Origin of the sequence: Geobacillus thermopakistaniensis (assembly GCF_000498995.1) — a bacterium.
Taxonomy (GTDB): Bacteria; Bacillota; Bacilli; order Bacillales; family Anoxybacillaceae; genus Geobacillus; species Geobacillus thermoleovorans.
Genome location: NZ_AYSF01000060.1, coordinates 1 through 23243 on the forward strand (window position 1 = coordinate 1; position 23243 = coordinate 23243).

Genomic DNA, 23243 nt, shown 5'->3' on the forward strand with positions numbered 1-23243 from the left:
CCGCCGACGACAAAATAGCGCCGAAAACACCATATGCCGCCTGATGAGTTCATCCGCTGGGTCGTCGATGTCAACCATTTGCCGAGCCCGCGTCTTGCCGCCGGTGAACAAATTGTCATTCCTGTGTTAAAATCAAAGCAGGGCGGCTCGGTGGCCGTCAATCAGTGATGGAAAGAAGGGATTGGCCATGAGGGCGGTCATTTACTGCCGCGTCAGCACGGACAAAGCTGAACAGGAAACGTCGCTCGCGAGGCAACGAGATGAGCTCGAGCAGCTGGCGGCCGAGTGTGGATTTGAAGTCGTGAAAGTGATCGCCGAGCAGGCGAGCGGTTATGAAGCCGACCGCGACGGCGTGTTGGAGCTGCTTTCGCTTTGCGAGGAAGGCGAGGTCGATGTGCTGCTCATTCAAGATGAAACGCGGCTTGGGCGTGGCCATGCGCGCATGGCGGTGCTGCATTGCTTGAAAAAGCAAGGGGTGAAAATATACAGCGCCAGCCACCGCGGGGAGATGCCGCTGTCGGAGGCCGATGAGATGGTGTTATCCATCATCGCTATTGTCGAGGAGTACCAAAGAAAAATACATAACGCCAAAATTAAGCGTGGCATGCAGCGAGCCATCGCCAGCGGCTACCGACCGGAGCGGAACCTAAGGCGCCGGGGCGAAAACGCCGGGCGCGATCGAATCGATCTGCCGGTTGAGGAGATCGTCCGCTTGCGCGAGCGCGGACTGACGTTTGCCGATATCGCCGCGACGATGCGAAGCTTCGGCTACGAGGTGTCCAAGGCGACCGTCCATCGGCGTTACCAGGAATATATGGACGAGCAACAAAGGCGGCGTTGATCGTGTACTGCGCCTGGCCCTAAAGCGGCGAGCGGGCAAAGGAAACCAAGATGCCATCGTTGCCATCTTCCCGGTTGATCAGATAAGATAAAACAGAGTGAGAATATGGCAGATAGGAGAAGATGATCAATGCTTGCCAAACATAAATTAGCCCGCATCAATGAACTGGCGAAAAAAGCGAAAACGGCCGGCTTGTCGGCCGAAGAGGCTTTCGAGCAAGCGAAGCTGCGCCGTGAGTACATTCAAGCGTTCCGCAAGGCGATGACCGATATGCTCCATACAGTGACCGTCATTGACCCGAACGGCAACGACGTGACGCCGAAAAAATTAAAGGAAAGCCAGCGGCGGCGCTTCCATTAAGCCGCGAAAAAACAGACGGCGTCTCGTTTGTCCCGAAGGAGGAAATAAACGTTGTACAAGGAATCTGATTTTCTATATGATAGTAAATGACACCATGTTGATGAAAGGGAGGAAGACGATGGCGCATTCAATCGAGGAGTTGGCGATTACCACCATTCGAACGCTGTCGATTGACGCGATCGAAAAAGCGAAATCCGGGCACCCGGGCATGCCGATGGGCGCGGCGCCGATGGCGTACACGCTTTGGACGAAATTTATGAATCATAACCCGGCGAATCCAAACTGGTTCAACCGCGACCGGTTTGTCTTGTCAGCCGGGCACGGGTCGATGTTATTGTACAGCTTGCTTCATTTAAGCGGCTACGACGTATCGATGGATGATTTGAAACAATTCCGTCAATGGGGAAGCAAAACGCCGGGCCATCCGGAATACGGCCATACGCCGGGCGTGGAAGCGACGACCGGCCCGCTCGGCCAAGGGATTGCGATGGCGGTCGGCATGGCCATGGCGGAACGGCATTTGGCTGCTACATACAACCGCGACGGGTTTGAGATCATCAATCATTATACGTACGCCATTTGCGGCGACGGCGATTTGATGGAAGGAGTGGCGAGCGAAGCTGCGTCACTCGCCGGCCACTTGAAGCTCGGCCGTCTGATCGTCCTGTATGACTCGAACGACATTTCGCTGGACGGGGAGCTCAACCTGTCGTTCTCGGAAAACGTCGCCCAACGTTTCCAAGCGTACGGCTGGCAATATTTGCGCGTTGAGGACGGCAACAATATTGAAGAAATCGCCAAAGCGCTCGAGGAGGCGCGGGCGGACCTCAGCCGGCCGACGCTCATTGAAGTAAAAACGACGATTGGCTACGGCGCGCCAAATAAAGCGGGCACGTCCGGCGTCCACGGCGCTCCGCTCGGCGCCCAAGAAGCGAAGCTGACGAAGGAAGCGTACCGCTGGACGTTTGCTGAAGATTTTTATGTACCGGAAGAAGTATATGCCCATTTCCGAGAAACGGTGCAAGAGGCCGGTGCGAAAAAAGAAGCGGAATGGAACGAACAGTTCGCCGCGTACGAACGGGCGCATCCGGAGCTGGCCGCCGAGCTGAAGCGGGCGATTGAAGGGAAGCTTCCGGATGGCTGGGAGGCGGCGCTGCCGGTGTATGAAGCGGGCAAAAGCCTGGCGACCCGCTCATCGTCCGGGGAAGTGATCAACGCCATCGCCAAAGCGGTGCCGCAATTGTTTGGCGGTTCGGCGGATTTGGCAAGCTCGAATAAAACGCTCATCAAAGGCGGCGGCAACTTCTTGCCGGACAGCTACGAAGGGCGCAACATTTGGTTTGGCGTGCGCGAGTTTGCCATGGGGGCGGCGCTGAACGGCATGGCGCTTCACGGCGGGTTGAAAGTGTTCGGAGGCACGTTCTTCGTGTTCTCTGACTATTTGCGTCCGGCGATCCGCTTGGCGGCGCTGATGGGCTTGCCGGTCATCTACGTCTTGACGCACGACAGCATCGCCGTCGGCGAAGACGGGCCGACGCACGAGCCGATCGAACATCTCGCTTCGCTTCGGGCGATGCCGAACTTGTCGGTCATCCGTCCGGCTGACGCAAACGAAACGGCGGCAGCATGGCGGCTGGCGCTCGAATCGACGGACAAGCCGACTGCGCTCGTCTTGACGCGTCAAGATGTGCCGACGTTGGCGGCAACAGCTGAGTTGGCGTATGAAGGCGTGAAAAAAGGTGCGTACGTCGTTTCACCGGCGAAAAACGGCGCTCCGGAGGCGCTGTTGTTGGCGACTGGCTCGGAAGTCGGTCTGGCCGTCAAAGCGCAAGAAGCGCTCGCCGCTGAGGGCATCCATGTCTCCGTCATCAGCATGCCATCGTGGGACCGCTTCGAAGCGCAGCCAAAATCGTACCGCGATGAAGTGCTTCCGCCGGCCGTGACGAAGCGGCTCGCCATTGAAATGGGCGCGTCGCTCGGTTGGGAGCGCTACGTCGGCGCCGAGGGCGACATTTTGGCCATCGACCGATTCGGTGCTTCCGCTCCGGGAGAGAAAATCATGGCCGAGTATGGCTTTACGGTTGACAACGTCGTCCGCCGCACAAAAGCGCTGCTCGGCAAGTAACCGGGAAAGCTGCCCTTGCGTTGTTGCAGGGGCAGCTTGTTTTTGTGAAAGATGGCTGCGCCTTGGTCAAGTATTTTCGGGGTTGAATCGAGGGCAAAGGCTTGTTCATGACGTGTTGGCCTGTTTGCGGCCGCATGGCCACCGCAAACAAAAATCGACAATGTTAGTGAAAAAACTTGCCGTTAATAGACATATTTTTCCCCTTTCCTTTTCTATAATAGAAAATAGATGAACAGAAATGGGGGATGGGGCATGGTCCGCTATTGGATTTATTTGTTGAATGACGATGTGGCGTCGCATTACCGCCATCGGGCAGAAAAAATTGTCGAACTGCTTCGTGAGCATCAATACGCGAAAGCGCCGCTGAAGGCGATTTGCCGCAAGCAAGTCGAATTTATCACCGAACGGCTGTCATTTTCGCGCCTGGAACTTGGCTTAAAGCAATATTTTGCCGGCCGCGTCGGCAAAAATTTGGAGCGCAATATGTTTGTTTTGCAAAACGACGCCGGCGAGGAAGCGTTGCTTGTCGTGCAAAAGCGCCGCTTGCTTCTTGTCGCTGACAGCGCGCCGCTTGCCGCGGACATCGGGCGGGCGCTCGCTCGGCTTTCGCCGACGTTTTTGGCGGTCGACGCCGATTTTGTCGATTACTACTGGCTGTCTGCGCCTCGGCAAGGAAGAAAATTTGCGTAATGAAAAGATTTTTGTCGCGAAATATTGTCTAATGACGCATCGTTTAGTACACTGTTAGGGAGACAACAAGAAGGAGGAAAATCGCTGTTATGTGGGGTACGATTCTCGTTGGCGTGCTGGCGCTCATCGCCGGGGTGGCGATCGGATTTTTCGTCGCCCGCAAAACGATGATCAATTATTTGAAGAAAAACCCGCCGATCAATGAACAAATGATTCGCATGATGATGATGCAAATGGGCATGACTCCGTCGCAGAAGAAAATCAATCAGATGATGAAAATGATGAACAATCAACTGAAATAAGCGAAACGGACACTCGATCGAGAGTGTCTTTTTATTTTGCCAAAATGTTCTTTCAAAATTTTTCTAGTTTTGTTACAATAATATGGCGATTGTTCGTCAGCCAAATGAAAGGAGGGCGGGCCTTATGCGCGTGTTTCGCGATTTGTTTTGGTTTTTCCGTCAAGAAAAGAAGGCGTATATCACCGGCATTTTCGTGCTTGTCATCGTGGCGTTTTTGGAGACAGTCCCGCCGAAAGTGATCGGCTTGTTGGTCGATCATGTGAAAAACGGCACGATGACAAAAGAAGTGCTCATCCGCTGGATCGCCGTCCTCGCCGCCGTTGCGGCGGCGCTTTACGGGCTCCGCTACGCTTGGCGCATTTTCATTTTCGGTTCGGCGGTCAAGCTTGCCCGCCAGCTGCGCAACGAGCTGTATCAGCATTTTACGAACATGTCGCCGTCGTTTTACCAGCGGAAGCGGATCGGCGATTTAATGGCCCATGCGACCAACGATTTGCAAGCGATTCAGCAGACGGCCGGAAGCGGCATTTTGACGCTTGTTGACTCGGTGACGCTTGGCGGGTTTGTGTTGGCAACGATGGCGTTTTCGATCAGCTGGAAGCTGACGCTCATCAGCCTATTGCCGATGCCCGTGATGGCGGCGGCGACGAGCCGCTATGGGACGATGCTCCATCGTCGGTTTTTAACGGCGCAAGCGGCGTTTTCGTCGCTGAACGACAAGGTGCAGGAAAGCGTCAACGGCATCCGCGTCATCAAGGCGTTCGGCTATGAGGAACACGATGTCGAGGCGTTTCGCCGTCAATCGGAAGACGTCGTGGCGAAAAACGTTGCCGTCGCCAAAATTGACGCCTTGTTTGATCCGACGATCGGGCTGCTTGTTGGGCTGTCATTTTTTCTCGCTGTGGCGTTTGGCAGCCAAATGGTTTTGGCGGGCGAATTGACGATCGGCGAGCTTGTGTCGTTTACGACCTACCTTGGCCTGCTTATTTGGCCGATGTTGGCGTTCGGCTGGCTGTTTAACATTGTTGAGCGAGGGCGTGCTTCGTACGACCGGGTGCGGGCGCTGTTGGCTGAACAAGATGAAATCAACGAACGTCCGGATGCCCTTCACATCGCTCCGCAAGGCGACATTGAGTATGATGTTCGTCAATTTGCCTATCCGGGCGAGGCGAAGCCGGCGCTTCGGGGCATTCGTTTTCAGCTCAAGCGTGGGGCGACGCTTGGCGTCGTCGGCAAAACGGGGGCGGGAAAAACGACGTTGCTTCGCCTGCTGCTGCGCGAGTTTGACGGCTATGACGGCGAGATTCGCTTCGGCGGCCGCGACATCCGCGATTATACGCTTTTCGCGCTCCGTTCGGCGATCGGCTACGTGCCGCAAGACCATTTCTTGTTTTCTGCCTCCATCCGCGACAACATCGCCTTTGCCAAGCCGGAAGCCGGAGAGGACGAGGTCGTACGGGCGGCGCGGCTGGCCGACATTCATGATGACATTTTGCAGTTTCCCGACGGGTATGAGACGGTCATCGGAGAGCGCGGCGTTTCCCTATCCGGTGGGCAAAAACAGCGGCTGTCAATCGCCCGGGCGCTTCTCATTGACCCGGAAGTGCTCATTTTTGATGACGCGTTGTCGGCCGTGGATGCGAAGACCGAGGCGCGGATTTTAGCGGCGCTCAAACAGGAGCGGCGCGGAAAAACGACGATCATCGCCGCTCACCNTCCCCATCGAACAAAACTTGGCCGAAAACTGTCAATCGCCCGGGCGCTTCTCATTGACCCGGAAGTGCTCATTTTTGATGACGCGTTGTCGGCCGTGGATGCGAAGACCGAGGCGCGGATTTTAGCGGCGCTCAAACAGGAGCGGCGCGGAAAAACGACGATCATCGCCGCTCACCGTTTAAGCGCGGTTGAGCATGCCGATTGGATTCTCGTCCTTGACGGGGGGCGAATTGTGCAGGCCGGAACGCACGAGCAGCTGATGGCAGAAGGCGGCTGGTATCGTGACATGCACCGACGCCAGCAGCTTGAGGCGCTTGCGGAGTAACAACAGGTCTGAACGTTCGAGCTCTCGCCAAAAACGAGCGGAGCGAAAAGCCTGAAAATACAAGTTGTTTGTAAGATAGGGGGAAGTGGATGAACGACCGATGGTTGACAACAAAAGAGCAGCGGCGCGTCTTATGGCGGCTGCTCGCTTATATGGGAAGATACAAAAAAGAAACTGCGCTTGCGTTTGCGCTTCTTCTGTTGGCAACGGCCGGGGAGCTTTCCGGCCCGTATTTGGTGAAAGTGTTCATTGATGACTATTTGGTGCCGGGCCGCCTCGCTTTTGGACCGGTGGCGGCGCTGGCCGCCGCCTATCTCGGCGTGCTCGTCTTGAAAACGATCATTTCCTACTTCCAGCTTGTCGAGTTTCAGCGGCTCGCTTTGTACGTCATTCAAGCGCTGCGGATGGATGTGTTTGCGAAAGTGCACCGGCTCGGGATGAGCTATTTTGACCGGACGCCGGGCGGAAGCATCGTTTCGCGGGTGACGAACGATACAGAAGCGATCAAGGACATGTTCATCAGCGTCCTAGCGGCCTTTGTGCAAAACGGCTTGTTTGTCATCGGCGTGTTTGTCGCCATGTTTTCGCTTGATGCTAAGCTTGCGTTGTTTTGCCTGTTCATCCTCCCGGCGATCGCGTTCATCATGCACACATACCGCCGCTACAGCTCAGTGTTTTATCAAGAGATGCGCGAACGGCTGAGCGAACTGAACGCCAAATTGAACGAATCGCTGCAAGGAATGGCCGTCATTCAAGCGTTCCGCCAGCAGCGCCGTTTATATCAAGAGTTTGCCGCCGTCAATGAAGCGCATTACAAGGCGGGGATGAAAAACATCCACCTTGATGGACTGCTGCTTCGACCGGCGATCGATGTGGTGTATATGTTGTCGATCATGGTTGTGCTCAGCTTTTTTGGCATCACGGCGCTTGATGGCCCAGTTGAGATCGGCGTGCTGTATGCGTTTGTCAACTATTTGGAGCGCTTTTTCGAACCGGTGACGCAAATGATGATGCGCCTGTCTCTTTACCAGCAGGCGATCGTTTCCGCCTCTCGCGTGTTTGCCCTTCTTGATCATCAAGAAGAGGCGCCGGCCAATCCAAATTGGTCGCCGCATGTGATCGAGCGCGGGGAAATCGAATTTCGGGATGTCAGCTTTTCCTACGACGGCAAACGGGATGTGCTGAAACGGCTGTCGTTTGTCATCCGTCCAGGTCAGACGGTCGCGTTTGTCGGCCATACCGGCAGCGGCAAAAGTTCGATCATCAACTTGCTCATGCGCTTTTATGAGTTTGACCGCGGCGATATTTTGCTTGACGGCCGGTCGATCCGCGATTACTCGCGCGCCGAGCTGCGCCGCCGCCTCGGCCTTGTCTTGCAAGATCCGTTTTTGTTTTACGGGACGGTCAAAGAGAACATTCGCATGTATAATCAGGAACTGGACGACGAAGCCATTAAGGAGGCCGCTCGGCTCGTGCAGGCCGATGCGTTTATTGAGCAATTGCCCGGCGGCTACGACCATGTGCTCGCCGAGCGCGGGGCGACGTTATCAAGCGGTCAGCGCCAGCTTCTTTCCTTTGCTCGCACGATCGCTGCTGATCCGAAAATTTTGGTGCTCGATGAGGCGACCGCCCATATTGACACCGAAACAGAGGAAGCGATTCAAGATGCGCTCATGCGCATGCGGAAAGGGCGGACGACGATCGCCATCGCCCACCGTCTATCAACGATTCAAGACGCTGATCAAATTTTCGTCCTCCACCGCGGCGAAATCATCGAGCGCGGTACGCATCAGCAACTGCTGGCGCAAAAAGGGCTTTACTACCAAATGTACTTGCTGCAAAACGGCCTCGTCGACGTCCATGCGTAAATGGCGGCGTTTTGCCGCCCCTGCTTGGAACAAAAAGAAGAAAGCGCCATGTCCCGCCTAGCGGGAGGCGCTTTGCTTTCGCCGCTTGGTTTGTTCGCGTTGATAGGCATTGAGCAACGTGTCAAGTTCTTTGCTGATTTTCATGGCCGCCGCCGAGTTTAACCCCGTTTTGGCCACCGTGTCGACAAGCTCCATCCGCTTTTGTTCAATCAAGGTCAACAATTTGCATTTCGGCACGAATCGACCGTCCTTTGCTTGAAGTATTGTGTATGGTGCTTTATACTATTTTATCAGTGAACGCAAAAATGGAAAATAGAAAAATTGACCAGGAACAATGAGAAACGTGTTACGGGAAGAAGGAATTCTGCTAAAATAAAAAGTAAAAAAGCAGGGGCTGGTTCACCAATGAATGATCTCAATCTATTTTTAGCGTTCGGCGCCGGGTTTTTGTCGTTTATTTCCCCGTGCTGCTTGCCGCTTTATCCGGCGTTTTTATCGTATATCACCGGCGTGTCGGTCAGCGAGTTGAAAGAGGAAAACGCGATGCTGAACCGCCGCAGCTTATGGCATACGCTTTGCTTTTTGCTCGGCTTCTCGCTCATTTTTATCTCGCTTGGCTTTGGCACCTCGCTTCTTGGAAGGCTGTTTGTTGATTATCAAGATGCGATCCGGCAAATCGGCGCGGTCGTGATCGTCGCTCTTGGCCTCGTCGTCGCCGGGCTGTGGAAGCCGGCGTTTTTGCTGAAAGATCGGCGCATTTCGTTTCGTGAACGGCCATCGGGATATGTCGGCTCCGTGCTGATCGGCATGGCGTTTGCCGCCGGTTGGACGCCGTGCATGGGGCCGATTTTGGTGGCGGTTGTCGCTCTAGCCGCCACCAACCCGGGCTCAGGAATGATGTATATGCTTGCTTATACGCTTGGATTTGCCGTTCCGTTTTTCATGTTGTCGTTTTTTATCGGCAAGCTGCAATGGATCCGCCGCCATAGCGCATCCATCATGAAGGCGGGCGGCTATGTCATGGTGGCGATGGGCGTCGTTTTGTACTTTGACTGGATGACAAAGCTGATTGCTTATACGACAAGCTTGTTTGGCGGATTTACTGGTTTTTAGCGGCGATGGAGCCGCCCTTTGTGCGGCTGTTGTTGGAGGAATATCGTTGAGGAGAGGGCGATGGAAAGATGGCTGCCATTTTAATTGCTGACGATGCGAAGTTTATGCGGGTAACGCTGGCGCGCATACTGGAAAAAACGGATCACACCGTAGCCGGTGAGGCGGAAAACGGCAAAGAGGCGGTCGAGCTGTATCGCCGGCTGCGCCCCGATCTTGTCATCATGGACATTACGATGCCGGTCATGAATGGGATTGAAGCGGTGCGGGCGATTAAGGAGATCGATCCCGGGGCGAAAATCATCATCTGCTCGGCGCTCGGGCAGCAGCGTATGGTCGTTGAGGCCATTGAAGCCGGAGCGGCTGACTTCATCGTCAAGCCGTTTGAAGAAACCCGCGTGCTCGAGGCGATTGCCCGTCTTTTGTAAGCGGGCTTTGGCTTCGTACGGCATAGGAAGGCGCCGGCTTATGACCGCTGGAAAACAGCTGACTGCGTTCCTCTTGGCAAGCGAGAGGGATGAAGCGAGCGCGATGTTTGGCGAAGGCGGGGGCGGCTGGAGAGGGCGGTAGGCAAGCGGAGCGGTTTTTGCTATAATAGCGTTGTCCGTGAATTTTGTCGGAAGAAGGTGATGGCTTTGGCGTTCATTACATCGCTCATCGCCGTTGTGATGGCGTTTTTCATCTTTTTTGTGCGCATGAAGGCGTCGGAAAAGCCGACGAATGCCAAAAAAATTATTTTGCCGCCGCTGTTTATGAGCACCGGGGCGCTGATGTTCATCGATCCGGTCTTTCGCGTTACGCGCGGGGAGCTCATCGAAGCGGTCATTCTCGGCCTGTTTTTCTCGCTGTTTCTCATTAAAACGTCAAAATTTGAAATCCGCGGCAGCGATATTTATTTGAAACGCTCAAAATCCTTTATTTGGATTTTGCTCGGGTTGATTGTCATTCGTCTTGGCTTGAAAACGTATTTAGGACGAACGATCGACTACCGCCAGTTAAGCGGCATGTTTTATTTGCTCGCGTTTTCGATGATCGTCCCATGGCGGATTGCAATGTACGTTTCGTATAGAAAGCTGGCGGCGCAGCTGAAACCGCCAGTGCTGACATAAAGAGCTGTCCCGCTGATGGACAGCTCCCTTTTTTGTTGCGCCAAGCCGCTTCACTTCGCTTCCCTGGAATTGTCCCGCAGACGGAGCTGAAGTCGTCGGTCCCGGCCTAAAAAGCTGCTTGTTTGGGCCGCTTTTTCCATGCTGAAACAGACGAAAGCCGCCGGTCAGCCTTAGACGAAAGGCGGAACGTCAGCGGCTTTCCAATAAATGTTTATAAGGGGCGAGATCGATGTTCTTCGCCTGCAATGTCCGGATCAAAAACTTATGGTCGCGCTTGGGGGTTGCGATGATATAGCCGCGGATCAGCAAGTCGCGTGTGATGCGCGGCGCCTGTTCCTTGAGCGCAAGCTCGCCGATTTTGCCGGCGATCTTTTGCCGCGCGACGTCGCGGAACAATTCCGGCACAGGGCGAACCAATTCCTCAAGCAGCGCTTTTTCTTCTTCCCCCCATAGATGACGCGTCTGTTCAATGTAATATTCCTGCCAGTCGAGCTCCGATTTCCCATCTTCTTTCGGCAGCCGCTTCAAAAACTTGCGGAACATGAAAAAGCCGCCGATCGACATCATGACAAGCAAAAAGACGACCCAAAGCAAAATAAACCAAAGAAACCATCCGGTCAGCACGATCCCCACCCCAACATGATGATCAACTGTTTTTGCCATAGGCAAGATTCGTCTACTATTATGTCGAAAAGCTTGCTGTTTGGCAAGTTTCAAACAGCGGCTTGTTACGAAGCGTAACGCAACTGTAATGCAACTGTAAAAAAGCTTGTCCCACCTTACAGCGCCAATGGATTGAAAGCCGCCGGCCGCTTTGTATGGAAAAGATATACAGTGACGTTCCCTTCTTTGCCTGCTAATCTAGTAAACAAAGAAAAAAAGCCAAAAGGCAACGATGAGGGGGATGCGCAGAGTGAAAGTGAAAAAGACGATTGCAGCGCTCACGATCATTTGCTGTATGGCGTTAAGCTCTCATGGGCTGTCGGCGGAAGCGGCTGGCTCGTATACATACTATCAAGTGAAAAAAGGGGATACGTTGTCGAAGATCGCCAAACAATATCATACTACGGTTGCTTCGTTAAAGTTGTTAAATCACTTAAAAAGCGATGCCATTTATGCCGGAGAAAGGCTGAAAGTGCCGGCTGCGGCGAAACGATCGGCTTCGGCGCCGGCAAAGAAGAAATCGATCTCATTAAGCGCCGCTGACCGGAAGCTGCTCGCCCAGCTTGTGCAAGCGGAGACCGGTTCGAGCGAGCCGTTTGCCGGCAAGGTGGAAGTGGCGCTTGTGATTTTAAACCGCACAAAGCATCCGGAGTTTCCAAAGACGGTGCGCGGCGTCATTTATCAAAAAACGAAATCCGGCTATGCGTTTGTGCCAGCCAAAACGGGGAAATTGACCCGCATTCAGCCGACCAAGCAGGATTACGAGGCGGTCGACAAGGCGCTAGCCTTATTCCCAAACGATCGCCGCGGCTCGCTTTATTTCTACAATCCGAAAATCACCAAAGACAAATGGATGTTGTCGCGTCCGGTGACGATTCGCATCGGGCACCATGTCTTCACGAGATGAACGGGGTCGAATAAGGCCTCGTTCTTTTGTTTTGTGCATAGCGGCGGGCAGCCGGTGGTGACGCTTCTGATGGTGCATGCCCAAGATCATTTAATGACGGCGATCACGGTCAAGGATTTAGCCGCTGAATTCGTGGAGCTGTATGAAGCGCTCAAGCGGCAAACAACCGAATCATAATTGTCGTCGGCCGGCTTGTTGACCGGGTGAGGATGATTCGCTTCAACGGGAATGAACCCAAGGCGGGCGGCAACGGGCTGTTCTAGCGACCGCCCGCTTTGTTGATTTTACAATAATTTTATTATGTGAACATAAGGGCGCCAGCCGTTCAGCCCTCCCGGCTGCCGCCGGTCTCGGCTGAACGGAGAAGGAAAACTCCGCTTGTTTGCGTCACATATCGTGGCTTGTGTTGTGCTTTTGCCGCGTGTGATTGCGGTTCTTCACTTTTTTCGAACCGTCAAGCGGCTCCGGCTGCCCAGGATTGTCGCCTTTTGGGGCGTTTTTGCGCATATCTTTGCCGTCGTTTTTGTTCGTCATTTGTTGTCCCTCCTTTGTCCGTTAGCATGCGGCGTTGTGCTTTCGCTTATTCGGCGCATAATTTGCGCCCGGTTTGAAACGATAAGTAGTGAACGACCGCAATGACTGCGAAGGAGGGACGAGCCATGGTTTACCATAAAACGAAGCAAGAGGCGTTTCAAGCAGCGCAAAAGGCGACGATGGAAGCGAAAGAATGGCACGATCACTTGGTGCGTGATCAAGCCGACTACGGCCACCAGCTGGCCCATCTTCGGCAAGAAGTAAACGAGGCGTTCGCCCAAATTGAAAACGCGCTCGAAGTTGCCTCGGAAACGCAGCGCGTGCAGCTCGAAAAATTCCGCAGCGATTTGCAGGCGATCGTTGACGAAGTCAATGAAAACGAGTAAGGGAATGCCGGCGGCGGACATTCCCTTTTTTCATGCTATGGCAGTCCGGGATGGCGGAATGGCCGCCACGCTATTGGTTCTTTTTTCGTTTTTTGTTGTTTTGGCGCTGTGCTTCTGTCAGTGGTTCATTGGAAAACTCTTCGTTGTAGCCGGCCCCCATTCCTTGCGCTTTGGCGGCGTTCATGCCAGGGATCACGTGGTTTGCTTTTCGCTTTGCCATTCGTTTCACCTCCGCTTCTAGTTTGCGACGAAACGGGCGCCTTATTCCTCTTTTGCCGCGGTAAGGAAGTAATATGGCGAGACATTGGAAATCATTATTTACAACTTGTGCTGTTCTATAATAAGATAAAGTCGTGCCGAACTTTATGGGGATTGGGAGAATTCATGCTATTTTTTCGACTTTTGTGCGAAAAAATAGTATAGTATTATTGTGAAGTGAAGGGGGTTATACATATGGCGAAACAAGATGTGTTCAACGCCCGCTCTTCATTCGAAGTCAACGGTAAAAAATACAATTATTACCGTTTGCAAGCGCTTGAAGAAGCGGGCATCGGCCAGGTGAGCCGCCTGCCGTACTCGATCAAAGTATTGCTTGAATCGGTGCTCCGCCAAGTCGACGGCCGCGTCATCACGAAAGAGCACGTCGAAAACTTGGCGAAATGGGGAACGCCGGAAATGAAAGACATCGACGTGCCGTTTAAGCCGTCGCGCGTCATTTTGCAAGACTTCACCGGCGTGCCGGCTGTCGTCGATTTGGCTTCGATGCGCAAAGCGATGGCCGATTTGGGCGGCGATCCGTACGAAATCAACCCGGAAATTCCGGTCGATCTCGTCATCGACCACTCGGTGCAAGTCGACCGCTACGGGTCAGACGATGCGCTGGAGTACAACATGGATTTGGAATTCAAACGGAACGCCGAACGGTACAAGTTTTTGAAATGGGCGCAAAAAGCGTTTAACAACTATCGTGCCGTTCCGCCGGCAACGGGGATCGTCCACCAAGTGAACTTGGAATATTTGGCAAGCGTCGTTCACGCGGTCGAAGGGGAGAACGGCGAGTACGAAGCGTTCCCGGATACGCTTGTCGGCACGGACTCGCATACGACGATGATCAACGGCCTCGGCGTCCTCGGTTGGGGGGTCGGCGGCATTGAAGCGGAAGCCGGCATGCTCGGCCAACCGTCGTACTTCCCGGTGCCGGAAGTCATCGGCGTCCGCCTGACAGGCAAGCTGCCGGACGGAGCGACGGCCACCGACTTGGCGCTTAAGGTGACGCAAGTGCTCCGGAAAAAAGGCGTCGTCGGCAAATTCGTTGAATTTTTCGGACCAGGAGTGGCGACTTTGCCGCTTGCCGACCGGGCGACGATTGCCAACATGGCGCCGGAATACGGGGCAACGTGCGGCTTCTTCCCGGTCGACGCTGAAGCGCTTGACTATTTGCGCTTGACCGGCCGCGACGAACATCACGTTCAAGTCGTCGAAGCGTATTGCAAAGCGAACGGTTTGTTCTACACGCCGGATGCACCGGAGCCGGTGTTTACGGATGTTGTGGAAATCAACTTGTCGGAAATTGAAACGAACTTGTCTGGCCCGAAACGGCCGCAAGACTTGATCCCGCTCTCGAAAATGAAACAGTCGTTCCGCGACGCGGTGAAAGCGCCGCAAGGCAACCAAGGCTTTGGCTTGACGGAAGCGGACTTGGAGCGGGAAATTACGGTCGAGCTGAACGGCGAACAAGTGAAATTAAAAACGGGCGCTGTCGTCATCGCGGCGATCACAAGCTGTACGAACACGTCGAACCCGTACGTGCTTGTCGCCGCTGGTTTAGTGGCGAAAAAAGCGGTCGAAAAAGGCTTGCAAGTGCCGAAATACGTGAAAACGTCGCTCGCGCCGGGCTCGAAAGTCGTCACCGGCTACTTGCGTGACTCGGGGCTGCTTCCGTATCTTGAACAGCTCGGTTTCAACATTGTCGGCTACGGCTGCACGACATGCATCGGCAACTCAGGTCCGCTTGCGCCGGAGCTCGAAAAAGCGCTCGCGGAAAGCGATCTGCTCGTGACAAGCGTCCTGTCCGGCAACCGGAACTTTGAAGGCCGCATCCACCCGCTTGTCAAAGGCAACTATTTGGCATCGCCGCCGCTTGTTGTCGCCTATGCGCTCGCCGGCACGGTCGACATTGACTTGCTTAACGAGCCGATTGGCAAAGACAAAGACGGCAACGACGTCTATTTCCGCGACATTTGGCCGTCGATGGAAGAAGTGAAGAATGTCGTCAAGCAAGCGGTCGATCCGGAACTGTTCCGCAAAGAATATGAGCGCGTGTTCGACGGCAATCCGCGCTGGAACGCCATCGAAACGACGGATGAGCCGCTGTACCAATGGGATGAAAACTCGACGTACATTCAAAATCCGCCGTTCTTTGAAGGCTTGTCGCCGGAAGTGCGCAAAGTTGAACCTCTCACCGGCTTGCGCGTCGTCGGCAAGTTCGGTGATTCGGTCACGACTGACCATATTTCGCCAGCTGGGTCGATCGGCAAAAACACGCCGGCAGGCCAATATTTGATCTCGAAAGGCGTCGAGCCGAAAGATTTCAACTCGTACGGTTCGCGGCGCGGCAACCATGAAGTGATGATGCGCGGCACGTTCGCCAACATCCGCATCCGCAACCAAATCGCGCCGGGCACGGAAGGCGGCTATACGACGTACTGGCCGACCGGCGAAGTGATGTCGATGTACGATGCGTGCATGAGATACAAACAAGACGGCACTGGGCTTGTCGTCATCGCCGGCAAAGACTACGGCATGGGCAGCTCGCGCGACTGGGCGGCGAAAGGGACGTTCTTGCTCGGCATTAAAACGGTCATCGCCGAAAGCTTTGAGCGCATCCACCGCTCGAACCTCGTTTTGATGGGCGTCCTGCCGCTGCAATTTAAAGAAGGCGAAAATGCGGAGACGCTCGGCTTGACGGGTAAAGAAGTGTTCGACATTCACATCGATGAAAACGTCAAACCGCGCGATCTCGTCAAAGTGACGGCGACGAACCCGGATACGGGTGAGAAGAAAGAATTTGAGGTCATCGTCCGCTTTGACAGCGAAGTCGAAATCGACTACTATCGCCACGGCGGCATTTTGCAAATGGTGTTGCGCGAAAAATTGGCGAAAGTGAAACAATAACGACAAAAAGCAGGCTCCCATATCGGGAAGCCTGCTTTTATTTTGTGTTGAGCTTTTTCGCTGCGTTCTCAAGCTTGCTTTTTGGATCCGGGGTGAACGTTCCGTCTTGGCCAAAGCCTTGCGGGTTGACGCCCGGCGCCTTCGTGCCGCGGTTTCGGCCGCCGTTTTTGGTCATTGCTCTCACCTCCGCTCTTTACGGATAGTATGGCCACCCTTGGTCAAAATATAAGCAAAGGAGGAAAGCGTGATGAACAAGGGGCTGAAGACGGCGCTCGCGACAATCGCGCTCGCCCAGTTTTTGAAAATCCCGATCAAGCAGTTGGAGACTGGCCGATGGGACTGGCGGCTCTTTTTCGAAACCGGCGGAATGCCAAGCTCCCACTCTGCCGGTGTTTCCGCCTTAGCGACATTTATCGCCCTCGAGCGAGGCGTGCGCACGATCGATTTTGCCTTGGCCGCGTTGTTTGGACTGATCGTCATGTACGATGCGCAAGGGGTGCGGCGCCAAGCGGGCGAACTCGCCCTTCGCCTGAACGAGCTTGCCGAGGAAGTAAAAAAGTTAGAAGGAGATCCAAAACAAACCGTTTATCACAAACGACAGCGGCAGCTGCGCGCCCGGCTCGGGCACGAGCCGATCGAAGTCGTCGGCGGGGCGCTCTTGGGCATGGCGACCGGTGCTCTTTCGTATTGGGCGTGCCGACGCCGCAAACGAATGGTTTAGGCGGTGAGGCGGGTGGAGCGTCCACAGCATTGGAATGATGGGCGGCCCAACACCTGGAGTTAGGAAAAGAGCTGTCCCGCTTTTCATGCAGGACAGCTTCTGTCGCTACGATGGGATGTTCCGCTTTTCCCGCCACCGTCTGCCCCAGAGGCGCATGCTTGGCAGTTCGGCGAAAATCATGCCGGCCAAAATCGCAGCGCCGCCAAGCCAGGCCGATGGCGACAGCCGCTCTCCAGCCCAAAGGTAGGCGGTCAAAGCGGCGAACACCGGCTCCATGGCGAAAATCAGCGCGACATGGGCGGGAGTCGTATATTTTTGCACCGCCGTTTGGATGAGAAACGCCGCGGTCGTCGCCAACAACGATGTCACAGCGAGCGCCCCCCATACTTCCGGACGGCGGAGCACCGCTATATTCCACATGTCGTCGGCATCTTCAAACCAAAAGGCAAAGACGAAACAGAGCGCGGCGACGGTGAAAATTTGCACCATCGTCAACAACATCGTTGAATACCGAGAGGAATAGAGGCCGGTGACGATAATGTGCATGGCAAAGGAAACAGCACAGAGCAAGACAAAGAAATCGCCCTGATTGAACGACAGCTCCGCTCCCCCCGTCAGCCAATACAGGCCAAACGCAGCAAGTGTTGCTCCGATGGCCGCATTCACAGACGGTTTTTGCTTTAAAATCAAAAAGGAAAACAATGGAACGAGCACAACGCTCAGTCCAGTAATAAAGCCAGCTTTCGAGGAAGTGGTGTACAACAGCCCGACCGTTTGGAATGCGTAGCCGCAAAACAGCCATAGCCCCATCCACGCCCCAGCGCCGATGACTCGCCATGACAACTGGCCGAAGAGTGGGCGGGAAGCGGCAGCGATCCAAGCGAGAAGCAACAAGCCGGCCAAACTGAAGCGAACGGCGTTAAACGACAACGGCTCCAAAAACGAAATGGCATTTTGGACGACGACGAACGTCGCCCCCCAGACGAACGTCACCATTAGCAGACTCAGATCGGCTATGGTTTGACGCTTCAATTCGAATCCTCCCTCTTCATATGCTTGCGCCCCATCTCATTTTGGGTGCTAGCCGCTAGTGTACCACAAGTAGGCCGAAAAAGATAGATATTTTGGAAAAAAGATGGGCGCCTGCGGCAAAATGGTTGATACAAGAAGAAATTGCGCATAATATTAGGTAATGAACAAGGGCGCAAGTGTGGTAAAATAAAAACCAGCTCCGATCATCGCCACGCGGAAGGGTGACAATGCGTTGGACGTACAAATCCACTGGACGTATATCACGCCGAAAAAACAAGAGGCGTTTCTTGTCTCCGATTGGGTCGATGCCAAAAAGGCGCTCGCTTTGGCGGATGATTTTGAAAAAACCGGGCGGACGAAAACAGTGGAGTTCGTCGATCGAAACGGCACGGTGTGGTCAAAAAAAGAGCTGCAAAAGCTGCTTGAGGAGATCGCCGGCGAGCCGCATGAGATCGTTGTGTATTTCGACGGCGGCTTTGACCATGAGACGTTCCAAGGCGGCGCCGGCGCGGTCGTATACTATAAGCAAAACGACCATCGCTACCGGCTGCGCGCCAACCGCCGGCTCGGCGAAATCAAATCCAATAATGAGGCGGAGTATGCGGCATTTTGGTTTGTCATGCAGCTGCTTGAGGAGCTTGGCGTCCATCATTTGCCGGTGACGTTCCGCGGCGACTCCCACGTCGTGTTAAAGCAGCTGTCCGGCGATTGGCCGTGTTTTGAGGACGATTTCAACATCTGGCTTGACCGCATTGAAGCGAAAATGCGCGAGCTTCACATCGAACCGGCGTACGAGCCGATTTCGCGCAAACAAAATAAAGAGGCGGATTCGCTCGCCCGCCAGGCGCTTGAAGGGCAGATCATCACAAGCCGAACGGAATTGACAGGGAAAGGGTAAGGTCGTATGGGAAAGAAGCGGAACCGACGCAAAGAAATATTGGACCAAATCGCTTGGCTGGAGGAAACGTACTGCGATGGCTGCTTTTTAAAAAGCACGTTCCGGAAAGAGTACGGCAAAACGTACGCCCAATCGTTTTGCATCCAGCAATGCACGGTCGGGGAACAAATGCGGCAGTACGGGGAGATGCTTCTATCAGCGCCGCCGCGTCCGCGTCGATAATGGCGGATCAGAAAGCGGGGGGCGCTCTGTTTTCTTCTTGCGCACTGAAGAGACAAGCGATGGAACGGCGTTTCACCGCTGACAGGCAGATCAGATAACTTCTTGTGCCAGCAAAGCAGGTTTTTTCGCCTGTTTTCTCAAAAGAATGCCAGTTTGCTTCGTTTTCTTTAGCAAGTGGGGATATAAGCCAAAAGAGCTTCGCACAGCGAAGCTCCATCTTGCTTGCCTTATTGCCGCGCCTCGCGAAGCTGGTGTTCGGCGCGGGCCAATGTTTGTTCGCAACGGGCGAGAAAATCACCGTCGACGCCCGTTGCTTCTTGGCGGGCGCGTGCAAGTTGGTCGCGGGCGTTTTTCACCGCTTGTTCGGCATGGCGAAGCATCTCGGGATCGAGCTGCATCGTCGCCTGGCCGACCATTTTCTCCGCCGTCTCGACGAACATTTCCACTTGCTTTAAGTCGTTGTATCCCGTATGTACGTCGGCATCGCGTCTGGCCATATGAACACCTCCCTTTTTTTATTGTTCGCCGCTTGGTTGAATCTATGCAAATCGCAATGAAAAAGGCACCCTGCTTAAGCAGGGTGCCTCTCGTTCCGCTCCCGTTCTCTCGTCTATGTCAACGAAGTCTTATAATTTGACAACGTTCGCTGCTTGCGGTCCGCGGTTTCCTTGGACGATTTCAAACGAAACTTCTTGGCCTTCTTCTAACGTTTTGAACCCTTCACCTTGGATCGCCGTGAAGTGGACGAATACGTCGGAACCGCCTTCCACTTCGATGAAACCGTAGCCTTTTTCGTTGTTAAACCATTTTACTTTACCACGTTGCATAATACTGAATTCCTCCTAATACCTTTAGCCTGTTCGGCTAACCTCAAGATTTTTATCAAATAACAAAATATACTTCACAGCCATCCAAGATGCACCTTCATGTTGAATGCCTGAAATATATTCTGTTATATGATGACTTTACTATACACTACCGCGGGTGGCCGCGTCAAGCAAAAGAAAGGAAATTTCCGAAAAAATTGTTTGCCGGCCCGAAAAACAATGCGTTGAAAAGGAAAACGGGCCGCTGGGGGAGAAAATAGTCATGAGCGGGCCACAACGCCCATACATTGGAATAGGAACGACAAAAAGGGGGAGAGCGGATGTACCGCGGAAAAATCGCGGGAAAAGAAGTGATCGTCCGGTTAGGGAGCCGGGTCAGCCGCCGCTATTTCAGCGACAATAAAATTTACCACATGGTTCTTTCGTACGGAGAGTCGGCGTTTCGCAAAGGGCTGGATATGTTTTGCATCTATAATGACCGCGTCGGCTTGATTGTCGCGGAAGTCGAGCAACAGGACGTCCCGGTTATTCGAATCGATTACATTATCGAAAACGAAAATGTGTACGAATAACCAATTGACAGCGGAAGGCGAATGCGGTAATCTCGAATGTAAGCGGTAACAAAACAAGCCGCATTCGTCCCTGTTTCTCCCAGGGGCAGACGTGCCGCGCCAGCATCGTCTGTTTATTTTTTGGCTCGCGTTGAAACAAGCGGCTTCGTTTTTTCGTATGATGATATGACAAGAGAGACAAAGAGGTGACTACGGTGTTATTGCGCAAAATGATGTCAAGAGTCGGAGTCGGGTCGGCGCACGTCGACTTGATCTTAAATAAATCGTTATGGCGCCAGGGGGAAATGATTCAAGGGATCGTCCACATTTACGGCGGAACGGTGGAACAAAGGATCGAGCGGCTCGATGTGGAGCTCGTGCAAAAAACAATCGAAAACGGCAAGGAACTGGATGCCATTGTCGCCGTCATTCCGGCGGCCGGAGCGTTTTGGATCAAGCCGAGCGAGAAAAAGGAAATCCCGTTTTCCTACACGATTCCGGAAACCTTGCCGCCATCGCGCCCGGGCCGGTCGTACCGGTTCATCACCCGCCTTCATATCGAAGACGCGGTCGATACGCTCGACTTCGATTACGTGCAAATTTTGCCGAAGAAATAGGTTGACAGCGTTTTCAACGGATGATATGCTAAAAGCAAGTTAATAACGTTGTGGTGGAGAAGCGGAGACCCACACATATTCCTCGTTGCTTAGCGGGGAAGTGTGTGGGTTTTTGTTTTTCCACCCAACGGCTAACCCTCCGGAGGGGCCGCCCAAGCAGGAAATAGCAGAGGAAATCACGAATGAAAAGGGGGAAGAGAACAAATGTCGCCATTTTTAGGGGAATTCATCGGCACGGCACTGCTCATCATTTTCGGCGCTGGTGTGTGCGCCGGGGTCAATTTAAAGAAATCATATGCGGCCAATTCGGGCTGGATTGTCATTACGATGGGGTGGGGGCTGGCGGTGGCCGTGGCCGTATACGCTGTCGGCCGGTATAGCGGCGCCCATCTCAATCCAGCGCTGACAGTGGCATTGGCCATAAGCGGTGATTTTCCATGGAAAGATGTCCCTGGCTATGTGTTGGCACAAGTACTTGGCGCTATGGTTGGGGCTGCCGTCGTCTATCTCCACTATTGGCCGCATTGGAAGGAAACAGACGACCCGGGTGTCAAGCTTGGCGTGTTTGCGACGGGTCCGGCAGTGCCGAATACGGCTGCCAACTTGCTTAGCGAGATCATCGGAACGTTTGTGTTGGTTTTGGCCATCTTGGCCATTGGCGCCAACAAATTCGCTGATGGGCTCAATCCATTTATCGTTGGTTTTTTGATCGTGGCGATTGGACTGTCGCTCGGCGGTACGACGGGATACGCCATTAATCCGGCCCGAGACTTTGGACCTCGCTTAGCCCACTTTTTGTTGCCAATCCCAGGGAAAGGGTCATCGAATTGGGCGTATGCGTGGGTGCCGATCGTCGGACCGCTGCTTGGCGGCGCGTTAGGCAGTTTGGTCTATAAAGCCGTTTTCTTGGGAAAACCGACAGGCGCATTATGGGGAGTGCTGGCGGCAACCGCAGTCGTTTTGGCGGCGGCGAAGATGGCAAAAGGAAAAACAACCAGCGCCGCAAGCCGCCGTTCTCTCTAGTTGGCGTACCGGGTTTGTAAGCAAATAAAGGTGAAGGGGGAAGAATGTCATGAATCAATACATTTTAGCCATCGACCAAGGCACAACGAGTTCGCGCGCGATTTTGTTCAATCAAAAGGGCGAAATCGTCCATATGGCGCAAAAAGAGTTTACGCAATATTTTCCGCAGCCCGGCTGGGTCGAGCACAACGCCAATGAAATTTGGGGATCGGTGCTTGCGGTCATTGCCAGCGTCTTGTCCGAGGCGCAAGTGAAGCCGGAACAAGTGGCGGCGATCGGCATTACGAACCAGCGGGAAACGACGGTTGTGTGGGAGAAAGACACCGGCAACCCGATTTACAACGCCATCGTCTGGCAGTCGCGGCAGACGGCCGGCATTTGCGATGAACTGAAAGCGAAAGGGTATGACCCGCTATTCCGCGAAAAAACCGGCTTGCTTATTGACGCCTATTTTTCCGGGACAAAAGTGAAATGGATTTTGGACCATGTCGAGGGGGCGCGCGAACGGGCGGAGCGAGGAGAGCTGCTCTTTGGCACGATTGATACGTGGCTCATTTGGAAGCTGTCCGGCGGCCGCGCCCATGTAACCGATTACTCGAACGCGTCGCGCACATTAATGTTTAACATTCATACGCTCGAGTGGGATGACGAGCTGCTTGCGATTTTAAACGTGCCAAAGGCGATGCTTCCTGAGGTGCGCCCGTCCTCGGAAGTATACGCGAAAACGGTTCCGCATCATTTCTTCGGCGTGGAGGTGCCGATCGCGGGAGCCGCGGGCGACCAGCAGGCGGCTTTGTTCGGCCAGGCGTGCTTTACGGAAGGGATGGCGAAAAATACGTACGGCACCGGCTGCTTTATGCTGATGAATACGGGGGAAAAAGCGGTGCAATCGAAACACGGGCTGCTCACGACGATCGCCTGGGGAATTGACGGCAAGGTTGAATACGCCCTTGAAGGCAGCATTTTCGTCGCCGGTTCGGCCATTCAATGGCTGCGCGACGGCTTGCGGATGATCAAAACGGCGGCTGACAGCGAAGCGTACGCCGAAAAAGTCGAGTCGACCGACGGGGTGTATGTCGTACCGGCGTTCGTCGGGCTTGGCACGCCGTATTGGGACAGCGAGGTGCGCGGGGCGGTGTTTGGCCTCACGCGCGGCACAACGAAAGAGCATTTCATCCGGGCCACCTTGGAATCGCTCGCTTACCAGACAAAAGATGTGCTCGCCGCCATGGAAGCCGATTC

Annotated in this window: 27 protein-coding genes and 4 pseudogenes; 23 read left to right on the forward strand and 8 right to left on the reverse strand. The window is 54.1% G+C overall.

Annotated features, from left to right (window positions below):
• Window positions 1–21 precede the first annotated feature (21 nt).
• The 9 genes and pseudogenes from T260_RS126875 to T260_RS126840 all read left to right on the forward strand — a co-directional run.
• A pseudogene (locus T260_RS126875) lies at window positions 22–168 on the forward strand (cell division suppressor protein YneA); the annotation flags it as partial.
• Window positions 169–187: 19 nt separating this feature from the next.
• Window positions 188–841: a YneB family resolvase-like protein gene (locus T260_RS126870; protein ID WP_011230829.1), complete on the forward strand. Its 654-nt coding sequence runs from the start codon at window positions 188–190 to the stop codon at window positions 839–841.
• A 129-nt stretch (window positions 842–970) separates the two neighbouring features.
• Entirely contained in the window at window positions 971–1201 is a 231-nt protein-coding gene (locus tag T260_RS126865; protein WP_013145682.1) for a DUF896 domain-containing protein, read from the forward strand.
• 118 nt (window positions 1202–1319) lie between these two features.
• Window positions 1320–3326, forward strand: coding sequence for a transketolase (tkt, locus tag T260_RS126860; protein ID WP_023634179.1), 2007 nt, complete (start codon window positions 1320–1322; stop codon window positions 3324–3326).
• Between the two features lie 252 nt (window positions 3327–3578).
• Window positions 3579–4016, forward strand: a complete 438-nt coding sequence (sirA, locus tag T260_RS126855; RefSeq protein ID WP_011230832.1) for a sporulation inhibitor of replication protein SirA — start codon at window positions 3579–3581, stop codon at window positions 4014–4016.
• Between the two features lie 89 nt (window positions 4017–4105).
• The gene (locus T260_RS126850) at window positions 4106–4318 is read left to right on the forward strand and encodes a YneF family protein (protein ID WP_011230833.1); all 213 of its coding nucleotides are present in this window, start codon (window positions 4106–4108) and stop codon (window positions 4316–4318) included.
• A 124-nt stretch (window positions 4319–4442) separates the two neighbouring features.
• Window positions 4443–6032: pseudogene (locus tag T260_RS126845) on the forward strand (ABC transporter transmembrane domain-containing protein); the annotation flags it as partial.
• Window positions 6033–6056: 24 nt separating this feature from the next.
• A pseudogene (locus T260_RS1000000140990) lies at window positions 6057–6359 on the forward strand (multidrug ABC transporter permease/ATP-binding protein); the annotation flags it as partial.
• A gap of 89 nt (window positions 6360–6448) precedes the next feature.
• Window positions 6449–8227 (forward strand): ABC transporter ATP-binding protein, encoded by a 1779-nt coding sequence (locus T260_RS126840; RefSeq protein ID WP_023634181.1) that lies wholly within the window; start codon window positions 6449–6451, stop codon window positions 8225–8227.
• Window positions 8228–8284: 57 nt separating this feature from the next.
• Here T260_RS126840 and T260_RS126835 read toward each other — a convergent pair whose 3' ends face one another.
• The gene (locus tag T260_RS126835; RefSeq protein ID WP_011230836.1) at window positions 8285–8464 is read right to left on the reverse strand and encodes an aspartyl-phosphate phosphatase Spo0E family protein; all 180 of its coding nucleotides are present in this window, start codon (window positions 8462–8464) and stop codon (window positions 8285–8287) included.
• 168 nt (window positions 8465–8632) lie between these two features.
• Between T260_RS126835 and T260_RS126830 the strand changes: the two genes are divergently transcribed.
• The 3 genes from T260_RS126830 (at window position 8633) to T260_RS126820 (ending at window position 10446) form a co-directional block, all read left to right on the forward strand.
• Window positions 8633–9340 (forward strand): cytochrome c biogenesis protein CcdA, encoded by a 708-nt coding sequence (locus T260_RS126830; RefSeq protein WP_011230838.1) that lies wholly within the window; start codon window positions 8633–8635, stop codon window positions 9338–9340.
• A gap of 68 nt (window positions 9341–9408) precedes the next feature.
• Complete coding sequence (locus T260_RS126825) at window positions 9409–9765, forward strand: response regulator (RefSeq protein WP_011230839.1); 357 nt, start codon at window positions 9409–9411, stop codon at window positions 9763–9765.
• A gap of 201 nt (window positions 9766–9966) precedes the next feature.
• Window positions 9967–10446, forward strand: coding sequence for a CcdC family protein (locus T260_RS126820; RefSeq protein ID WP_020278238.1), 480 nt, complete (start codon window positions 9967–9969; stop codon window positions 10444–10446).
• A 189-nt stretch (window positions 10447–10635) separates the two neighbouring features.
• Here T260_RS126820 and T260_RS126815 read toward each other — a convergent pair whose 3' ends face one another.
• Entirely contained in the window at window positions 10636–11070 is a 435-nt protein-coding gene (locus tag T260_RS126815) for a DUF2621 domain-containing protein (protein WP_011230841.1), read from the reverse strand.
• A gap of 271 nt (window positions 11071–11341) precedes the next feature.
• On the opposite strand from T260_RS126815, the gene T260_RS126810 reads away from it, so the two are divergent.
• Window positions 11342–12016 carry a cell wall hydrolase gene (locus T260_RS126810; protein ID WP_031212903.1) on the forward strand — a complete coding sequence of 225 codons (675 nt, stop codon included), beginning with the start codon at window positions 11342–11344 and terminating at the stop codon, window positions 12014–12016.
• A gap of 42 nt (window positions 12017–12058) precedes the next feature.
• Window positions 12059–12193 (forward strand): annotated as a pseudogene (locus T260_RS126805) (PTS lactose/cellobiose transporter subunit IIA); the annotation flags it as partial.
• 210 nt (window positions 12194–12403) lie between these two features.
• Here the strand turns inward: T260_RS126805 and T260_RS126800 are convergent.
• Window positions 12404–12550: a small acid-soluble spore protein P gene (locus T260_RS126800; RefSeq protein WP_011230843.1), complete on the reverse strand. Its 147-nt coding sequence runs from the start codon at window positions 12548–12550 to the stop codon at window positions 12404–12406.
• A 125-nt stretch (window positions 12551–12675) separates the two neighbouring features.
• On the opposite strand from T260_RS126800, the gene T260_RS126795 reads away from it, so the two are divergent.
• On the forward strand, window positions 12676–12936 hold the full coding sequence (locus T260_RS126795) for a hypothetical protein (RefSeq protein WP_011230844.1): 261 nt from the start codon (window positions 12676–12678) through the stop codon (window positions 12934–12936).
• Window positions 12937–13006: 70 nt separating this feature from the next.
• On the opposite strand, the gene sspO is transcribed toward T260_RS126795, so the two are convergent.
• Window positions 13007–13156 carry a small acid-soluble spore protein SspO gene (gene sspO / locus T260_RS126790; protein ID WP_008879509.1) on the reverse strand — a complete coding sequence of 50 codons (150 nt, stop codon included), beginning with the start codon at window positions 13154–13156 and terminating at the stop codon, window positions 13007–13009.
• A 233-nt stretch (window positions 13157–13389) separates the two neighbouring features.
• On the opposite strand from sspO, the gene acnA reads away from it, so the two are divergent.
• Window positions 13390–16110 (forward strand): aconitate hydratase AcnA, encoded by a 2721-nt coding sequence (gene acnA, locus T260_RS126785; RefSeq protein WP_023634183.1) that lies wholly within the window; start codon window positions 13390–13392, stop codon window positions 16108–16110.
• 37 nt (window positions 16111–16147) lie between these two features.
• Here the strand turns inward: acnA and sspL are convergent, their stop codons facing one another.
• On the reverse strand, window positions 16148–16285 hold the full coding sequence (gene sspL / locus T260_RS0120555; protein WP_011230846.1) for a small, acid-soluble spore protein L: 138 nt from the start codon (window positions 16283–16285) through the stop codon (window positions 16148–16150).
• Between the two features lie 72 nt (window positions 16286–16357).
• Between sspL and T260_RS0120560 the strand changes: the two genes are divergently transcribed.
• Window positions 16358–16831 (forward strand): divergent PAP2 family protein, encoded by a 474-nt coding sequence (locus tag T260_RS0120560; protein ID WP_011230847.1) that lies wholly within the window; start codon window positions 16358–16360, stop codon window positions 16829–16831.
• A gap of 105 nt (window positions 16832–16936) precedes the next feature.
• Here T260_RS0120560 and T260_RS126780 read toward each other — a convergent pair whose 3' ends face one another.
• Complete coding sequence (locus T260_RS126780; RefSeq protein WP_023634184.1) at window positions 16937–17863, reverse strand: DMT family transporter; 927 nt, start codon at window positions 17861–17863, stop codon at window positions 16937–16939.
• 232 nt (window positions 17864–18095) lie between these two features.
• On the opposite strand from T260_RS126780, the gene T260_RS126775 reads away from it, so the two are divergent.
• On the forward strand, window positions 18096–18761 hold the full coding sequence (locus T260_RS126775; protein WP_023634185.1) for a ribonuclease H family protein: 666 nt from the start codon (window positions 18096–18098) through the stop codon (window positions 18759–18761).
• A gap of 6 nt (window positions 18762–18767) precedes the next feature.
• Window positions 18768–18983 (forward strand): zinc-finger domain-containing protein, encoded by a 216-nt coding sequence (locus T260_RS126770; protein ID WP_013145666.1) that lies wholly within the window; start codon window positions 18768–18770, stop codon window positions 18981–18983.
• Window positions 18984–19210: 227 nt separating this feature from the next.
• Here T260_RS126770 and T260_RS126765 read toward each other — a convergent pair whose 3' ends face one another.
• Both T260_RS126765 and cspD read right to left on the reverse strand, forming a co-directional pair.
• Window positions 19211–19480 (reverse strand): DUF2564 family protein, encoded by a 270-nt coding sequence (locus tag T260_RS126765; protein WP_011230852.1) that lies wholly within the window; start codon window positions 19478–19480, stop codon window positions 19211–19213.
• Between the two features lie 129 nt (window positions 19481–19609).
• On the reverse strand, window positions 19610–19810 hold the full coding sequence (cspD, locus tag T260_RS126760; RefSeq protein WP_003251474.1) for a cold-shock protein CspD: 201 nt from the start codon (window positions 19808–19810) through the stop codon (window positions 19610–19612).
• Between the two features lie 320 nt (window positions 19811–20130).
• On the opposite strand from cspD, the gene T260_RS126755 reads away from it, so the two are divergent.
• From T260_RS126755 to glpK, 4 genes are all read left to right on the forward strand, one after another.
• Window positions 20131–20382 carry a hypothetical protein gene (locus T260_RS126755; RefSeq protein WP_023634186.1) on the forward strand — a complete coding sequence of 84 codons (252 nt, stop codon included), beginning with the start codon at window positions 20131–20133 and terminating at the stop codon, window positions 20380–20382.
• Between the two features lie 194 nt (window positions 20383–20576).
• Window positions 20577–20978 (forward strand): sporulation protein, encoded by a 402-nt coding sequence (locus tag T260_RS126750; protein ID WP_031212907.1) that lies wholly within the window; start codon window positions 20577–20579, stop codon window positions 20976–20978.
• Between the two features lie 204 nt (window positions 20979–21182).
• Window positions 21183–22001, forward strand: coding sequence for an MIP/aquaporin family protein (locus T260_RS126745; protein WP_020756086.1), 819 nt, complete (start codon window positions 21183–21185; stop codon window positions 21999–22001).
• Between the two features lie 49 nt (window positions 22002–22050).
• On the forward strand, window positions 22051–23243 hold a 1193-nt coding region (gene glpK / locus T260_RS126740; protein WP_023634188.1), incomplete at its 3' end, for a glycerol kinase GlpK.

Bases quoted from the DNA above. Each gene is read 5' to 3' on its own strand.
- T260_RS126870 (WP_011230829.1), top strand. From the start codon at position 188: ATGAGGGCGGTCATTTACTGCCGCGTCAGCACGGACAAAGCTGAACAG.
- T260_RS126865 (WP_013145682.1), top strand. From the start codon at position 971: ATGCTTGCCAAACATAAATTAGCCCGCATCAATGAACTGGCGAAAAAA.
- tkt (WP_023634179.1), top strand. From the start codon at position 1,320: ATGGCGCATTCAATCGAGGAGTTGGCGATTACCACCATTCGAACGCTG.
- sirA (WP_011230832.1), top strand. From the start codon at position 3,579: ATGGTCCGCTATTGGATTTATTTGTTGAATGACGATGTGGCGTCGCAT.
- T260_RS126850 (WP_011230833.1), top strand. From the start codon at position 4,106: ATGTGGGGTACGATTCTCGTTGGCGTGCTGGCGCTCATCGCCGGGGTG.
- T260_RS126840 (WP_023634181.1), top strand. From the start codon at position 6,449: ATGAACGACCGATGGTTGACAACAAAAGAGCAGCGGCGCGTCTTATGG.
- T260_RS126830 (WP_011230838.1), top strand. From the start codon at position 8,633: ATGAATGATCTCAATCTATTTTTAGCGTTCGGCGCCGGGTTTTTGTCG.
- T260_RS126825 (WP_011230839.1), top strand. From the start codon at position 9,409: ATGGCTGCCATTTTAATTGCTGACGATGCGAAGTTTATGCGGGTAACG.
- T260_RS126820 (WP_020278238.1), top strand. From the start codon at position 9,967: ATGGCTTTGGCGTTCATTACATCGCTCATCGCCGTTGTGATGGCGTTT.
- T260_RS126810 (WP_031212903.1), top strand. From the start codon at position 11,342: ATGAGGGGGATGCGCAGAGTGAAAGTGAAAAAGACGATTGCAGCGCTC.
- T260_RS126800 (WP_011230843.1), bottom strand. From the start codon at position 12,550: ATGACGAACAAAAACGACGGCAAAGATATGCGCAAAAACGCCCCAAAA.
- T260_RS126795 (WP_011230844.1), top strand. From the start codon at position 12,676: ATGGTTTACCATAAAACGAAGCAAGAGGCGTTTCAAGCAGCGCAAAAG.
- sspO (WP_008879509.1), bottom strand. From the start codon at position 13,156: ATGGCAAAGCGAAAAGCAAACCACGTGATCCCTGGCATGAACGCCGCC.
- acnA (WP_023634183.1), top strand. From the start codon at position 13,390: ATGGCGAAACAAGATGTGTTCAACGCCCGCTCTTCATTCGAAGTCAAC.
- sspL (WP_011230846.1), bottom strand. From the start codon at position 16,285: ATGACCAAAAACGGCGGCCGAAACCGCGGCACGAAGGCGCCGGGCGTC.
- T260_RS0120560 (WP_011230847.1), top strand. From the start codon at position 16,358: ATGAACAAGGGGCTGAAGACGGCGCTCGCGACAATCGCGCTCGCCCAG.
- T260_RS126770 (WP_013145666.1), top strand. From the start codon at position 18,768: ATGGGAAAGAAGCGGAACCGACGCAAAGAAATATTGGACCAAATCGCT.
- T260_RS126765 (WP_011230852.1), bottom strand. From the start codon at position 19,480: ATGGCCAGACGCGATGCCGACGTACATACGGGATACAACGACTTAAAG.
- cspD (WP_003251474.1), bottom strand. From the start codon at position 19,810: ATGCAACGTGGTAAAGTAAAATGGTTTAACAACGAAAAAGGCTACGGT.
- T260_RS126755 (WP_023634186.1), top strand. From the start codon at position 20,131: ATGTACCGCGGAAAAATCGCGGGAAAAGAAGTGATCGTCCGGTTAGGG.
- T260_RS126745 (WP_020756086.1), top strand. From the start codon at position 21,183: ATGTCGCCATTTTTAGGGGAATTCATCGGCACGGCACTGCTCATCATT.